General features: G+C 65.6%; 12 protein-coding genes. 4 read left to right on the top strand and 8 right to left on the bottom strand.

The window, feature by feature from the left end:
- Positions 1–87 precede the first annotated feature (87 nt).
- Positions 88–966, top strand: a complete 879-nt coding sequence (locus KW845_RS18715; RefSeq protein ID WP_218370841.1) for a DMT family transporter — start codon at positions 88–90, stop codon at positions 964–966.
- A 25-nt stretch (positions 967–991) separates the two neighbouring features.
- On the opposite strand, the gene KW845_RS18710 is transcribed toward KW845_RS18715, so the two are convergent.
- From KW845_RS18710 to KW845_RS18685, 6 genes are read right to left on the bottom strand one after another with little or no spacing between them, the layout of a single operon-like run.
- Positions 992–2,110, bottom strand: a complete 1,119-nt coding sequence (locus tag KW845_RS18710; protein ID WP_218370840.1) for an NAD(P)/FAD-dependent oxidoreductase — start codon at positions 2,108–2,110, stop codon at positions 992–994.
- Between the two features lie 21 nt (positions 2,111–2,131).
- The gene (locus KW845_RS18705; protein WP_218370839.1) at positions 2,132–3,097 is read right to left on the bottom strand and encodes an ornithine cyclodeaminase family protein; all 966 of its coding nucleotides are present in this window, start codon (positions 3,095–3,097) and stop codon (positions 2,132–2,134) included.
- Positions 3,094–3,858: a hypothetical protein gene (locus tag KW845_RS18700; protein ID WP_218370838.1), complete on the bottom strand. Its 765-nt coding sequence runs from the start codon at positions 3,856–3,858 to the stop codon at positions 3,094–3,096. Before KW845_RS18700 ends, KW845_RS18705 begins: the two co-directional genes overlap by 4 nt.
- On the bottom strand, positions 3,855–4,691 hold the full coding sequence (locus tag KW845_RS18695) for an alpha/beta fold hydrolase (protein ID WP_218370837.1): 837 nt from the start codon (positions 4,689–4,691) through the stop codon (positions 3,855–3,857). Before KW845_RS18695 ends, KW845_RS18700 begins: the two co-directional genes overlap by 4 nt.
- A gap of 12 nt (positions 4,692–4,703) precedes the next feature.
- Positions 4,704–5,672 carry a tripartite tricarboxylate transporter substrate binding protein gene (locus KW845_RS18690; RefSeq protein WP_218370836.1) on the bottom strand — a complete coding sequence of 323 codons (969 nt, stop codon included), beginning with the start codon at positions 5,670–5,672 and terminating at the stop codon, positions 4,704–4,706.
- Between the two features lie 54 nt (positions 5,673–5,726).
- Positions 5,727–7,052 (bottom strand): MmgE/PrpD family protein, encoded by a 1,326-nt coding sequence (locus KW845_RS18685; protein WP_218370835.1) that lies wholly within the window; start codon positions 7,050–7,052, stop codon positions 5,727–5,729.
- A gap of 87 nt (positions 7,053–7,139) precedes the next feature.
- Between KW845_RS18685 and KW845_RS18680 the strand changes: the two genes are divergently transcribed.
- From KW845_RS18680 to KW845_RS18670, 3 genes are all read left to right on the top strand, one after another.
- Positions 7,140–7,964, top strand: coding sequence for an IclR family transcriptional regulator (locus tag KW845_RS18680; protein ID WP_218370834.1), 825 nt, complete (start codon positions 7,140–7,142; stop codon positions 7,962–7,964).
- Positions 7,965–8,142: 178 nt separating this feature from the next.
- Positions 8,143–9,123: a tripartite tricarboxylate transporter substrate binding protein gene (locus tag KW845_RS18675; RefSeq protein ID WP_218370833.1), complete on the top strand. Its 981-nt coding sequence runs from the start codon at positions 8,143–8,145 to the stop codon at positions 9,121–9,123.
- Positions 9,124–9,131: 8 nt separating this feature from the next.
- Entirely contained in the window at positions 9,132–10,022 is an 891-nt protein-coding gene (locus KW845_RS18670) for an amidohydrolase (protein WP_218370832.1), read from the top strand.
- A gap of 27 nt (positions 10,023–10,049) precedes the next feature.
- Here KW845_RS18670 and KW845_RS18665 read toward each other — a convergent pair whose 3' ends face one another.
- Complete coding sequence (locus KW845_RS18665; RefSeq protein ID WP_255592746.1) at positions 10,050–11,060, bottom strand: fimbrial protein; 1,011 nt, start codon at positions 11,058–11,060, stop codon at positions 10,050–10,052.
- A gap of 41 nt (positions 11,061–11,101) precedes the next feature.
- Entirely contained in the window at positions 11,102–13,705 is a 2,604-nt protein-coding gene (locus KW845_RS18660) for a fimbria/pilus outer membrane usher protein (RefSeq protein WP_218370830.1), read from the bottom strand.
- Positions 13,706–13,713: the final 8 nt, after the last annotated feature.

Raw genomic sequence — 13,713 nt, 5'->3', positions numbered from 1 at the left:
AATCGCGCCGTCGGCGGCGCACCTAGACTGCGGTCGGGATGCTCGCGCGTCCAACAACAGCCGCCCGTTTTTTCTTCAGCCCTTATCGTGAACCTGTTCCTGTACCTGCTTACCGTATTGATCTGGGGTTCCACCTGGATCGCCATCAAGCTGCAATTGGGGGTGGTTGCCATTCCCGTGTCCATCTTCTATCGCTTCGCGCTGGCATCGTTGGTGATGCTGGCAGGCCTGGCGATACTGGGCCGGCTGCAGCGGCTGGACCGCCGCGGCCATTTGCTGTGCCTGGGCCAGGGCCTGTGCCTGTTCTGCCTGAATTTCCTGTGCTTCTACAGCGCTACCCAATGGATATCCAGCGGCCTGGTGTCGGTGGTGTTTTCCGCCTCGACCTTATGGAATGTGCTGAACGCCCGCCTGTGGTTCGGCACGCGCATCGCGCCGCGCGTGATGCTGGGTGGTGCCTTCGGGCTGTGCGGGTTGCTGCTGCTGTTCTGGCCCGAGGTGGCCGGCCAGCAGGCCAGCCATGAAACCCTGTTGGGGCTGGGCCTGGCATTGTTGGGCACGCTGTGCTTTTCCACCGGCAACATGCTGTCGTCGGCGCAGCAGCGCGCCGGCATCGGCCCCCTGACGGGCAATGCCTACAGCATGATGTACGGGTCGCTGGTGTTGCTGGCCGGTTGCCTGCTGACCGGCCAACCTTTCGATTTCGACCCCTCGCCCACGTATGTGGGCGCCCTGCTGTACTTGGCTTTCGCCGGCTCGATCGTGGCGTTCACCGCCTACCTGACGCTGGTCGGCCGCATGGGCCCGGCGCGCGCGGCCTACTGCACGGTCCTGTTCCCGGTGGTGGCGCTAAGCATCTCTACCGTGGCCGAGGGGTACCAATGGACGCTTTCCGCGGTGGCCGGGCTGGCGCTGGTGATGCTGGGCAACGTGTTGGTGTTCGCGCGGCGCGCCGCCGCGCGGTGACGCGGGCTTGTCGCGCCAGGCCGCGTCAGGCCTGCGCCACCATGTCGCGCACATATTGCCCAATGGCCAGCGATGCGGTCAGCCCCGGAGATTCGATCCCGAATAGATTCACCAGGCCCTTGGCGCCGTGGTGCCGGGGGCCTTCGATGCGGAAATCATCGGCGCCCGAATGCAGCGGCGCATCCGGCCCGGCCAGCCTGGGCCGGATGCCGGTATAGCCGGGCTGCAGCGCGCCGTCGGGCAGGGCCGGAAAATAGCGGCGGATGCCCGCGTAAAACAGCGCCTCGCGCTCGTCGCCAAAACGGTAGTCCACCTCGTCTATCCATTCCAGGTCAGGGCCGAAGCGGCATTGCCCGGCCAGGTCCAGGGTGACGTGCACGCGCATCGTCGCCTCGCGCGTCACGGGGTACACCAGGTGGCGAAAGGGCGATGCGCCGCTCATGGTGTAGTAGCGCCCCCTTGCATAATGGATGCGCGGCACGCTGCCGGCGGCCAGGTTTTTCAGGCCGGCTGCCACGCGCGTTGCACACAGGCCGGCGCTGTTGACCACGTTCGCGCACAAGATTTCGGTTTGCTGGGCGCCGCCCAGGCGCAGCACGATGCCTTCGTGCGCGATCTCGCCGTCCAGCACCGGGCTGTTCGCGACCAGCATCGCGCCCGCGTTTTCCGCGTCGCCCAGTAAAGCCAGCATCAGGCCGTGGCTGTCCACGATGCCGGTCGAGGGTGAGTGAACGGCTCCCAGGCCCCTGACCGCCGGTTCCAGGTCGGCCAGTTCGTGTTGATCGATCATGCGCAGATCATTGACACCGGCTTCCTGCGCGCGCCTGACGTAGCCTTGCAGGCCGGCCAGGTCGTCCGGGCCGGTGGCCACGATCAGCTTGCCGATGCGCGCATGGTCGATGCCGCGCCGGGCGCAGTACTGGTACAGGGCATGCTTGCCCTGCACGCAGAAGCGGGCCTTCAGCGAGTCCGCCGGGTACGAGATGCCGGCATGGATGACTTCAGAATTGCGCGAGCTGGTATGCGCGCCGAACGTGGGCTCGGCTTCCAGCATGATGACCTCGCGTCCGGCCAAGGCCAGTTCGCGCGCGATCGCCAGCCCCACGGCGCCGGCACCGATGACGGCGCAGTCGATGTTGTGCATGGATGCCGCTCCTGCCGGGGGCTACCGGTCGCCGATGGGCAGGTCCAGGCCCACATCCTGGCTGCGCGCCAGGCGCAGGATGTGCGCGCCCGCATAAATGTCCTGCAGCGCCATGCCGTGCGATTCAAACAGAATGATCTGATCGTCGCGGGTCCGGCCTGGCCGCAACCCGGCCAGCACCTGGCCGAGGTCGGCCAGGTTTTCCCAGTAGACCAGGCCGCTTTCATAGGCGCTGAGCAGGTCGCCGGATTCATGTTGCGCGACCTGCACCGAATCGGCCACGATCAAGTCAGCCCGCCGCACGGTGTGGGTATCGATCTCGCGGCGGTCCAGCGCGTTCGATCCCACGGCCGCGATGCACTGGCCGGGTTCGAGCCAGCGCCCGTCGAACAGCGGTTCGCTGCTGCGCGTGATGGTCAGGATGATGTCCGAGCCCTTGACAGTTTCTTCGCGCGACGCGGCTGGCCGAACCGTGACACCGGTCTGCCGCGCCATCTTGTCGCAGAATTCGCGCACGCGCTGGGCATCGCGTCCGAAGACTTTCACTTCGCTCAGCGCGCAGGCGGCGCAGGCTGCCTCGAGCTGGGTTTGCGCGTGCCGGCCCGAGCCGAACAGGCCCAGCACGCCGGCCTGCTTGCGCGCCAGCGCGCGCAGCGCCACCGCGGTCGCCGCGCCCGTGCGTATCTGGCCCAACCAGTCCGATTGGATGATCGCTTCCAGGTTGCCCTGGCTCATGTTGATCAGGTGCAACAGCGACGTGCGCGATTTGTCGGGCCGGATGTAATAAGCCTTGTAGCCGATGAAGTCGAGCTCGGGCGCCGCCGCCTGCAGGATGTGCAGGTGCCCGCCGGGCTGCCGCGTGCGCACGCGCGGCACGTCGAATGCCTTGCCTTGCGCCCGTGCCATGAAGGCCCGCTCGACCTGGACGATGGCATCCTGCATCGTCAGCAGCTGGCGTACTTGCGCTTCGGAAAGATAGCGGATCATGAGTGTTTTTCCTGTGCGTGTTCCTGTTCCCGCTCGTCTTCGCCGAACGGCAGGCATCCGCCATGGCGCAGCGGCTCGCGCAGGCCTATGGCGCGCAGCGCATTCCACATCATGGCCGATGCACTTGAGATCACCGGCTTGCCCAGGTCGCGTTCCAGCAGGTCGAGTACCGCGATGGTGGGCATGCCGACGCCGCTCAGGAACACCGCCTGCGCTTCGGGGCAATCGACCTGGCGCGCCAGTTGGTAGGCGCGCTCGGCGGTTTCGTCGTAGATGTTCGACACGCCTGGCAGCATACCGTGCGACACGACCTGCAAGCCATGCGACTCCAGATGCGCCTTGCCCCGGGCAGTGACCTGCTGGTTGTAGGGCGTAGCATAGGCAACCCGTTCCACACCCAAGTGCCGCAAGGCCGCCAGCACGCTGCCGAATGCCGTGATGAAGGGGATGCCGTGTTCGCGCCGCATGCGCTCGACCATGGCGGCCTCGCCGTCTTTGCCCAGCGTGTAGCTGGTGGCCGTGTGCGCCATGACGATTACGCCGGGCTTTACCATGGCCAGCAAGGCCGTGTTCTCGGCCAGGTGGGCGATCTGGGTGCGGTTGCGGTCTTCCTGGCCATCGTGCGCGCCGGCGGTGCCGTGCGCCACCATGCGGGTAAAGTGCAGCGACACCCCCTGTGGCGCCAATTGCATCATCTCGGGCTCGACCGTCGGGTTGCCTGGCGGCACCAGAAAGCCAATACGTCCTCGCCATCCCATCATGATGTGTGCTCCTTGATGAACTTTGCCGTCAAGGCCGCGCAGTCGTCCGGATGCGTGGCCGCGATATGGTACGAATCGGCCGGTAGCTCGACCAGCCGCGCGCCGGGTATGCGCGCCAGCCAGCGGCGCACTTCATCCAGCGAGGGCTGCTGCTTGAACGCGGCGGCCTGCCCGGGCTGCACGGGCGCGATCACCTGGGTGGGGCAGCATATCTGCTCCAGCGCCCGCGGTTCTCGCGACGCGGCAATCAAGCGGAAGCAGGCCCTGGCAGTCTCGGCCTGTGTGCGGCCCATGTATTCGGTCCACCAGGCCAGGCCGGCGGCGGGCAAGGCGGCGCCCATGCGCCCTGGCATGGTCGCGCGTGCCCAGCCTTCCACGCCTTGCTCGTCCACGAGTTGCATCCATTGCACCAGCCACTTGCCCAGCGCATCGGCCGGCGAGATCAGCACGCCGGCCAGCGTAAGCGACACCATCCACGGCGCGCGGCGCTGCGCCAGTTCCAGCGCCACTTGCGCGCCCAGCTTGGCGCCCACGACGTGCACGTGCTCGAGCCGCAGATGGTTGGCCAGCGCCTGCACATCGTCGGCCAGCCTGGCAACGCTCAGCGTTTCGCCCTTTTGCACCGGGCCCGACCGGCCGTGGCCGCGCAGGTCCGGGCGGATGACCCGGCAATGGCGGGCCAGGTGCGGTACCCAGCCATTGAACGCCTCGGCCGATTCGGCGATGCCGTGCAGCAGCATTACCTGGGGCGCGTCGATCCACCCGTCGGTAAAGTCGTCCACGCGAAACGCCAGGAGAGTGTCGTCCACCGCAAAATCCGGATCGGTAGTCATGGCATGGCGTCCTTATTGTTTTTCCATGTTGCTGTCTTCGATCACCTGCCGCCACTTGGCAATTTCTTTCTTCAGCAGCGTATCCAGGTCGGCCGCCGGCAGCCCGCGCGGCACGATGCTCTGTTGTTCCATTTGCGCGATCACAGCGGGGTCTTTGGCCGCGGTGGTGAAGGCCTGCTGCAATTTGGCAACGATGTCGGGCGGCAGTCCTGCCGGACCCAGAATGCCTATCCAGTATGAAGTCTCGTAGCGGGGATAGCCGGACTCGGCGATCGTGGGCTTGTCGGGCAGTTCGGCGGCCCGCTGCGTGCTGGTGACGGCCAGCACTTTCAGGCGGCCGTCTTCGACCATGGCGCGCGATGTCGCATAAGCCTCGATCTTGACGTCGACACGCCCCGCCACCAGGTCGGCCTTGGCCGGCCCGGTACCCTGATACGGAACGTGAACCAGCGACAGCCCGGCTTCGTTGGCGAACATGGCCATCGACAGGTGCGGCCAACTGCCCACGCCGGCCGATGAATAGGTCACCTTGCCCGGATTCGCCTTCGCATAGGCAATGAATTGCTCGAAGGTATCGTAGGGCTTCTGCGCCTGCGCCAGGAAAACGCCCGGATGGTCAGCCAGCAGTGCGATCGGGGTGAAGTCTTCGAGCGTGTCGTAGGGCAGGTTCTTGCGCAGCGAATCATTCACCGCGAAACCGGTCTGCCCCACCAGCAAGGTGTAGCCGTCGGGTGCGGCCTTGGCGACGACGTTGCTTCCCACCACGCTGCCGGCGCCGGGCTTGTTTTCTACGACGATGGGCTGGCCCAGCAGTTTCTCGGCGCGCTCGGCCACCGCGCGTGCCACCACAGTGGTGGATCCGCCTGGCGCGAACGGCACCACCAGCACGATGGGCTTGTCAGGGTAGGCGGCATGGGCGGCGGTTGCCGACACGCAGGCGGCGGCCGCCAGGCTGGCTGAAATGAAGCGTATGGGTTTCATGATTCTTCCCTGTGGTGGTCGTTGTGAAGGAATCATCGACAAGCAAGACTGGCATCACAGCGTCTCCAACTGCGCGCTCAGCCCATCGATCTGTTGCAGGTCTTGCAGGCCCAGCACCGTTTGCAGCAGGCGTTCGGTTTTTTCAGGGGCCAGGTCGGCGGTCAGGCGCCGGAATTTGGCGACGACCTTGTCCGCCGTCGGTTTCAGGGTGTCCATTTCCTGGCCCGAGGCTGAGTAGCCGACGCCGTTGCAGGTGATCTGCACGTCGACCCGGCCGCCCTGGCCGGGCTCGGGCTCGAGCAAGTGGATTTTTTCGGCCAGGGCAAGCACCGGGCCGTCGCCGGTGTTGTCGTAGTAGGCATAGGTGTCGACGGGCCGGCCCAACAGGGCCGCCGCCACCGTGAACCGGGCGCTGATGCGCGCCTTCAGCGGCGATGCATAGGGCGCCACATTCTGGTAGCCGGGATTGCTCAGTGTCAGTTCGGGCGCGCGTACCGTAACGCGCGTGATGCCCTGGGCGTCCAGCTGGTGCTGGCTGGCCAGTTGATGCGCAAGCTGCACCGGCGTTTGCACGAAGACGCAGACGGGGCGCTCTTTGTAGACCGTGTCTTCGATCAGGAACCGTTCCCCCAGGTCCTGGACGGCCGCATCCGCATGCCGCGCCGTGCGCGCAAAGGCCTGGTAATAGCCCGACTCGCCCTCGAAAACCGTCGGCGATGTCGTGGCGCCGGCCTGGGCAAGCTGGGCGGCCGACACGCCGCTGCGGCTGGCCCAGCCCACATTCAGCTTGACTTCGGTGGTGCCCGACCGGAAGCCTTCGCCGAAACCGGACGCGAACATTGCCGCGCAGCCCAGGGCATGGGCGGTTTGCTCGGCCGACAGGCCCAATAGCCTGGCCGCCGCGCCCGCCGCGCCGATGGCGCCGGCCACGCCCGTGGCGCGAAAGGCGGGCAGCATGCCGGGGCCGCCCAGGTAGGCGCGCGCCACCAGGTCATAGCCCAGCACGATCGCAGTCAACAGCTCTGCACCCGAGCAGTTCTGTTCATCGGCCACGGCCAGGGCCGCCGGCACCACGACGGCGCCCGGATGCGATTTCTGCAGAAAGTCGTCGTGAGTGCATCCATTGACCAGCGTGGCGTTGACAAAGGCCGCGTCTACCGCCGGAACCCGCTGGCCGCCGGCAATGACGACCGCCCTGCCCGCGTTGTGGCCGACGAACCGGCGGGCGATGCCGGGTACCGGCAGATGGCGCGCCGCGTAAGCGGTGCCCAGGGCATCCAGCAAGCAGGCCTTGCCCAGGTCGACGACGTGATCGGGCAGGTCGTCGAAACGGGTGTCATGGACGAACTGGCCGAGCATCCGGGAAAGAGAGGCGGTCATGGGCAGCCCTGCGGGTGTGGAATTGCCTGGTGTGGGGCGGAGTGGTATAGTTCCGTTAAGCGGAACTACATATCGATTAGTGAAACTATGGTATCTGATGAATCATCGGCCGACAAGCCTGCGGTTTCGCTGGCCGCTGCCCTGCCTACCCTGCCGCGCGGCGGCGACAGCGGCACCGTCAATCGTGTGCTGCGCTTGCTCGGTTGCTTCGCCGAGCAAGAACGCTGGGGGCTCAACGACCTGGCACGGGCACTGAATTTGCCCAAGGCAACCGCGCATCGGCTGCTGGGCCTGTGCAAGCCGCTGAACTACGTCATGCAAGACGACGACGGCCTGTATCGGCCGGGGCTGGCGCTGTACCGGCTAGCGGGCAAGCTGGCATCGGAAATGCCGCTGAACCAACTGGCCGAGCCCATTCTGCGCGATGTGCGCGACCGCACCGATGAAACCGTCATCCTGGCGCTGCTCGATCGCGCCGAACTGCAGATGTACTTCTCGCTGTCGGCCTCGCCCGCGCATCCCCTGCGCTACACCATCCAGCACAATCGCCTGCAGCCCCTGAGCTGGGGCGCCACCGCGCGTTCGCTGCTGGCATTTCTCGGGCCGCAGGAAATCGATGAAGTCATCCGCCGTGCCGAGCCCTCGCCCTTGAACGGTCGGCCTTTGCGGGCCACCGAACTCTGCGCGGCGCTAGAACGCATACGGCAACAGGGGTATGCCGTCAGCTATGCGGAACGCGCACCCGAAGCGCATGGCATTGCCGTGCCCTTTTTCGACAACCAGGGCCAGATACGGGGCAACCTGACGCTCACCGTGCCCGACTTCCGTTTCGATGCCGCCAAGCTGCCGGGCTGGGTGGCGCTGCTGCGCGAAGGCGTGGGGGCGCTGACATCCCGTTTGGGCTGGGCCTGATGCGTGGCACCGCAGCCTGGGCGTGCTTCACGAAACGTGAAGCCCTCTTGAGTCATCGGCAACTACCGGCGGCAGGCAGCGCTACTTATCCTGAAAAAAGGGCCGGCAGGGCCCTCGGGGCCACGGCGTGTTCCCAACCCCGCCAAGACAATACCTATAACGGACCAGGAGACGCAGCATGGACCGAAGGCGATTCTGTGCGGCCGCCGGCATGGCGCCGGCGCTGCTGGCGGGGGCGGCGCCGGCCCGGGCTCAGTCCCCGGCATTCAATAACGGCCAGCCCATCGTGCTGGTGGTGCCTTTCTCGCCGGGCGGCAATCTGGACACCGTGGCGCGCGCGGTCGCGCCCGAGCTGGGGGCCGCGCTGGGCATGCCGGTAGTCATCGAGAACAAGCCCGGTGCGGGCGGTGTCATTGGCGCCAGCCTGGTCGCGCGTGCGGCGCCCGACGGCCACACCCTGCTGGTAACCACGCCCAACGCGATCACCGTGGCGCCCTTCATGGTCGATACGGACTACACCTTGAAGAACTTCGCCGCCGTGGGCGGACTGGGGTCGGCCTCGCAGGTCGTCGCGGTGAATCCGAAAGGCCGGTTCCAGACCATGGCACAGTTGCTCGACGAGGCACGGCGCCACGAAGATGCCGTCACGGTCGGGCATTCCGGGCTGGGCACCACTAACCATATCGCGCTGCTCAGGCTCGAAGAGGCGTCGCATTGCCATTTCACCGCCGTGCCATTCAAGGGCTCGGCGCCGGCCATCACGGCCTTGCTGGGGGGGCAGATCGACGCCATTGTCGATCAGGTGACGAGCTCGTACGCCAATATCCGGGCGGGCAAGCTGCGCGGCCTGGCCGTACTGTCAGCCGAGCGCGACCGCTTCCTGCCCGATGTGCCTACCTTGGCCGAGGCAGGCGTGGGCGGATTCACTTCCATGACGCAGTCCGGCCTGGTGGCCCCGGCCGGCACGCCCAGCGACACTATCAAGCAACTGAATGCCGCACTGAACCAGGCCTTGCAGGCCGCCACGGTACGCGAGCGCCTGCATGGCTCGGGCAGCGTTGCCCTGGTGGTGACGCCCGGCCAATGGCAGCGGATACTGGCCGCTGAACTGGAAACCGCCCGCGCCCTGGATGCCCAAGGCAAACTTGCCGCTGATTAAGGACCGACATGACCCGACCCTGCTTGCCCGCGCGTACCGAAGCCCAGGCGCTTGATTTCGCGCCGCCGCCCCGAAGCTGTGACGCGCATGCGCACATCTTCGGGCCGTTCGACCGGTTTCCGCTGGACAAAGAACGCAGCTACACACCCGAAGCGTATCCGGCCGAGGCCTTCATTGCGCATCTGGACGAGCTGGGGCTGGATCGCGGCGTGCTGGTCACCGGCAGCGCGTCTGGCACCGCCAACGACATCGTGCTCGACGCGCTGGCGCGCTACCCCCAACGCCTGCGTGGCGTGATCGTGCCCCGCCTGGACCTGCGCGACGCCGAACTGGACCGCTATGCCGAAGCCGGTGTAAGAGGTGTGCGCGCCAACCTGTACCGGCTGGATGGCAAGACCGTGTATCGCAATGGCGTGGGGCTCGAGGTGCTGCAGGCCCTGGCGCCCCGCCTGGCGGCGCGGGGCTGGCACGCGCAAATCTGGGTACATGCGCCCGATCTGCCGGAACTCATGCCGGCGCTCAAGGCCTTGAACTTGCCGCTGGTCATCGACCACATGGGGCGCATGAGCACGCAGCGTGGCGTGGATGACCCTGGCTTCCGGTTCTTGTGCCAACAGTTGGCTCAGGGCGCCCTTTGGGCCAAGATATCCGGCGCCGACCGCAATACAAGCAGCGGGCCGCCTTACCGCGACGTAGACCCGTTCGCGCAGGCCATCCTGCAGGCCAACAGCGAACAGGTCGTGTGGGGAACCGACTGGCCGCACATCAACTATTACCAGGCAGACCGCATGCCCGACGACGGCGCACTGTGCAATCTGTTGTCGCGCTGGGCGCCGGCCGAAGTCAGGCAGCGCGTGCTGGTGGACAATCCGGCCCGCTTGTATGGCTTTGCCGGCTAGACACGATCCGCCGATTCCAAGTATCCGTTATCGGAACGACACGTCAAGCGTGGCGCTGGCTTGAAACGGTCCGATGCGCGGTGTATTGCTCAGCCATTTCAGCGATGCGATGAAGTTGTTCACGGCATTCAGCGCCATTGCCGTATTCATCGGAACTGCAGCCAAGGGGTGGTCGGCTGGGGTCATTACGATGCCAAAGCCACTGTCGTTGTCAGGCAGGATGGTGGTTTTGTCTATGACGGTATGTGAGGTACTGAAACTGCCCACCAGAGACCGTCCATGGCACTCGTCGCCTGCGTTGGGGCCGCTCATGTTGATTTCCACGGCAAAGGGTACCGAACGCGCCACCGCGCCAGGCTGCGCCCCGCTGGCCGCAATCCTGCCAAACTGCACCGCTGAACCGCCGTTGGCCACTACGGTGATCTCGGGATTGCAGGCGATGAAGCGTATGCGCTCCAGGCCGGAAATCGCCGCGCGAAAATTGGAATCGGGCTTGGCATTCAGGTTCGCCACGCCGTCGACCTGGAACAGATCGTATGTGCCTGTATCGGTGATCTGGCCGCCGGGGGGCGGCGAAGCTCCTGTCGCCTTGATGTAGACCGAGAACGTGACGGTAATGACCTGTGACGTGGCGCATGCAGGGGCCGTGGATTTGTTCCAGTACTGCGTGCAGTTGCTCTTGTTGGACGGTGGCGTCGTGGCTGCGCCTGCAAGGACGCGGCCGTTAACGGTAGGCTTGTAATCGACAGATTGGTACGTCACGCCTACCTCGATCGACGGATGGATGTTTCCCAGGACCTGCACGGGATCCCAATACAGATAGGCACTTTCGCCGTATGGCTGCTCGTAGTCATCCACGCAGCGAAAACTCACGGTGTAGTTGAACGAGCGCCACAGGAGCTTGCCTGGGACGATATCGCCGGTCGACACAAAAATGTCTTTGTCCAAGGCGATGACGCTGCGGATCGATTCATTCTGGGCATCTTTGCAGGACAAGGCCAGGGCCGCGTGCGGTGCGGCCAGCAGCGCCGCGGCCAAAGTGACGGTTGAGATCCAGCTCTGGAACATGACGGGTTTCCTTAGGGCCGCCCTTGCGGGCGGCAGAGTAATTCGACGCGCTGGTAGCCTGTGCTGGACGCATCCAGCCGCGCGGCAGGCAGGCTGCCCAGGTCCAGCAGGCAGCCCTCGTCTTCGGCGTCGCCCCAGCGCACCGACAGCACGTCGCCGGGTTGCACGCCGCTGACGAAGATCTGGCCCTGCGGGCCTGCCACGCCGCGATTGAGCCCCTGGGCGTTGAATACATTGGCGCCCAGCGGCACGGCCTGGCCATTGGAGCGGGTGCTGCGGATCATCAGGCTGTTGCCGCGCCGGGTATCGAAATCGATGCGCACGATCGCGCCGCGCGTCGGCACCACATTGGCCGCGACCTTGCTGGCATCGATATCGCCCCCCAGGTCATCGGTGCGCAATGCCACGCGGTTGAAGCGATACGGGCTCATGCCCGGGACCACGGCATAACCGTCATCGTCCACGCGTACGCCAGCCTGGTTCTCGATGCCGATGCCGGCGCCGCCGGGCGCATGCACCACTGCGATGGTGCGCTGTAGCGGCTGGCTGAACGTCATGCCTCCACCGTGCGCCAGCAGGCCGCCGCTCAAGCCCCAATTGAACTGGCTGTACTGTTCGGAAGACGCGGCGCCGGCGCTGATGGCGGCCTTGCCGCCCTGGTAGGCCACGTTGGCCGAGCCGGAAGCGCCCGAGGAATCCGAATGGCCGATATTCATGCCATAGGCCAGGCGGCTGTCGTCCAGTGCGGTGCCATTGATGCCCGTTCGCATGTTGCTACCCGATTCGCGTGAATGGGTGTACGACGAACTGGAACTGAGGCGCGAGCGTTCCCGCCGGCCCAGCGGAATCGCGATGCTCACCCCCGCCATGCGGTCGTTGTAGCCATGCTGGCTGCGTGTGTCGCGCAAGAACAGGCCGTAGTTCACGGTCTTGATGCGGCCGTTCAGGCCTACCTGGATGTCGCGTGCCTTGTCGCCCGATCCCCAGTAGGTCTGGTTACTGTAGTTGGCGTAGAGAGACACCTGGTCGGACAGGCGCTGGTTGATCGCCAGGTCAAGGCGATTGCGCTTGTTGTAGTAGCGGGTGCTGTACGCGTACCGCTCATGCGACGAAGCCCAGGCGGGGGTGCCGTCGTCGAAGCCGCGCGGATCCCAGTAAGCGCTTTCATAATAGCCGTTGCGCCAGCGGTCGCGTTCGGCGGCCGCATCGTTGAAATCGTAGTAGTTCGCGGTCGAGTAGCGGTGGCCCACCAGGCGGAACTCAGTGCCCAGGTCGTTCAGCGATTTGGAATACAAGAAACGATAGCTCTGGCCCGTCTTGATGTCGCCATTGGCCAGTTTGGTACGCGCCGCGGTCACATCCACCGACGCCGAGCCGAATTCGCCCAGGCTTTGCGCCACGCCCAGCGCGGCGGCCGCATAGTGCTCGGCCAGCAGCAGGCCGCCGTAGGGCGTGGTGTTGCTTTCCAGCCCGCGTGCGACCGTGCCTTGCAGGAAAACCGGACGATATTGTGCGTAGCCATTGCGCAGTTCGCCGGCGCTGATTTCGTGGCGCCACAGTCCAGGACGCAGCATGGTTTCCACCGCCGAGAAGGCTTGCCGATAACGTTGCACCGATCCATCGGCCTCGATCACGCTTACCTCCAGGTCGCCGCTCATGCGGTTGGGCACGATGTCGTTGATCAGGAACGGGCCCGGCGCCACGTTCACGGCATAGATCAGGTTGCCGTCCTGGCGGATCTCGACGCGCGCGCTGCTGGCGGCCACGCCGCGCACCACGGGCGCGTAGCTGCGCTGGCTGTAGGGCAGCATCTCGTCGTCGCTGGCCAATTGACCGCCGCGAAACTGCACGCTGTCGAAGACGCTGTTGCTGGTAAAGCCGTCGCCCAGCAGCATGCGGCTGCGGATGGATTGCAGGTCGCGTTCGGCCCAGGTGTTCTGGTTGCGCCAATGGGTGCCGGTGCCGTGGCTTTCATGGTTGACCGTGGCGTTATGGCGCAGGCGCCAGGCTCCCAGGTTGATGCCGCTGCCGAACGAGCCATAGAAATAGTCCGAACGGCCAGACTGCTTCTGGTGATTGTGCATGCCGGTCAGGTTGTAGTTCAGGAACGCCGCATTGATGCCCTGATCGCGCAGTGATGGCGCCACATAGCCGCGTGGCACCGCAGCCAGGTACTGCTGCGGCACGCTCAAGTCCAGGCGCTGCTGGTTGCCGTTGTAGCTGGCGTGTGCGTCCGGGATCAGGGTCTGGAGGTCCACGCAACCGGTGTCTGTCTCTGGCAGCGTCACGCTCCAAGACCGCAATCGAGAGGCGCTCAGACAAGGGGCGACGCGCCCCTGTGCCGTCTTGGCGAACACGACATCTTCGCGGGCCGTCTCGGTACCGTTGATGTAGATGATGAATGGATACGTGCCGGGCAGGACGGCGCCCGGGCTGGCCATGGCCGAAATATCGGCGTCGCGTGCGCTGCCGCGCAGGAATTTCAGGTTGAATTCCGGCTGGGCGGTCGCGGGAAGATAAGCGCCGAAGGCAAGCAGGGCGGCCAGCGAAGCTCTTATCGGGACAAGAAGTTTCCACCCCCCCGTGGGGCGGGATGTACTGAGCAGGGTATCCATGGTGAATG

It is taken from the genome of Bordetella sp. BOR01 (genome assembly GCF_019218885.1).
In the GTDB taxonomy this organism is placed as follows: domain Bacteria; phylum Pseudomonadota; class Gammaproteobacteria; order Burkholderiales; family Burkholderiaceae_B; genus Bordetella_A.
The sequence above is the reverse complement of the archived record's forward strand: the minus strand, read 5'-3'. Positions and strand labels throughout refer to the sequence as shown.

What these genes read in the sequence shown, in the direction of transcription:
- KW845_RS18710 (WP_218370840.1), bottom strand. Translation starts at nt 2,110, where the DNA reads ATGCACAACATCGACTGCGCCGTCATCGGTGCCGGCGCCGTGGGGCTG.
- KW845_RS18705 (WP_218370839.1), bottom strand. Translation starts at nt 3,097, where the DNA reads ATGATCCGCTATCTTTCCGAAGCGCAAGTACGCCAGCTGCTGACGATG.
- KW845_RS18700 (WP_218370838.1), bottom strand. Translation starts at nt 3,858, where the DNA reads ATGATGGGATGGCGAGGACGTATTGGCTTTCTGGTGCCGCCAGGCAAC.
- KW845_RS18695 (WP_218370837.1), bottom strand. Translation starts at nt 4,691, where the DNA reads ATGACTACCGATCCGGATTTTGCGGTGGACGACACTCTCCTGGCGTTT.
- KW845_RS18690 (WP_218370836.1), bottom strand. Translation starts at nt 5,672, where the DNA reads ATGAAACCCATACGCTTCATTTCAGCCAGCCTGGCGGCCGCCGCCTGC.
- KW845_RS18685 (WP_218370835.1), bottom strand. Translation starts at nt 7,052, where the DNA reads ATGACCGCCTCTCTTTCCCGGATGCTCGGCCAGTTCGTCCATGACACC.
- KW845_RS18680 (WP_218370834.1), top strand. Translation starts at nt 7,140, where the DNA reads ATGGTATCTGATGAATCATCGGCCGACAAGCCTGCGGTTTCGCTGGCC.
- KW845_RS18675 (WP_218370833.1), top strand. Translation starts at nt 8,143, where the DNA reads ATGGACCGAAGGCGATTCTGTGCGGCCGCCGGCATGGCGCCGGCGCTG.
- KW845_RS18670 (WP_218370832.1), top strand. Translation starts at nt 9,132, where the DNA reads ATGACCCGACCCTGCTTGCCCGCGCGTACCGAAGCCCAGGCGCTTGAT.
- KW845_RS18660 (WP_218370830.1), bottom strand. Translation starts at nt 13,705, where the DNA reads ATGGATACCCTGCTCAGTACATCCCGCCCCACGGGGGGGTGGAAACTT.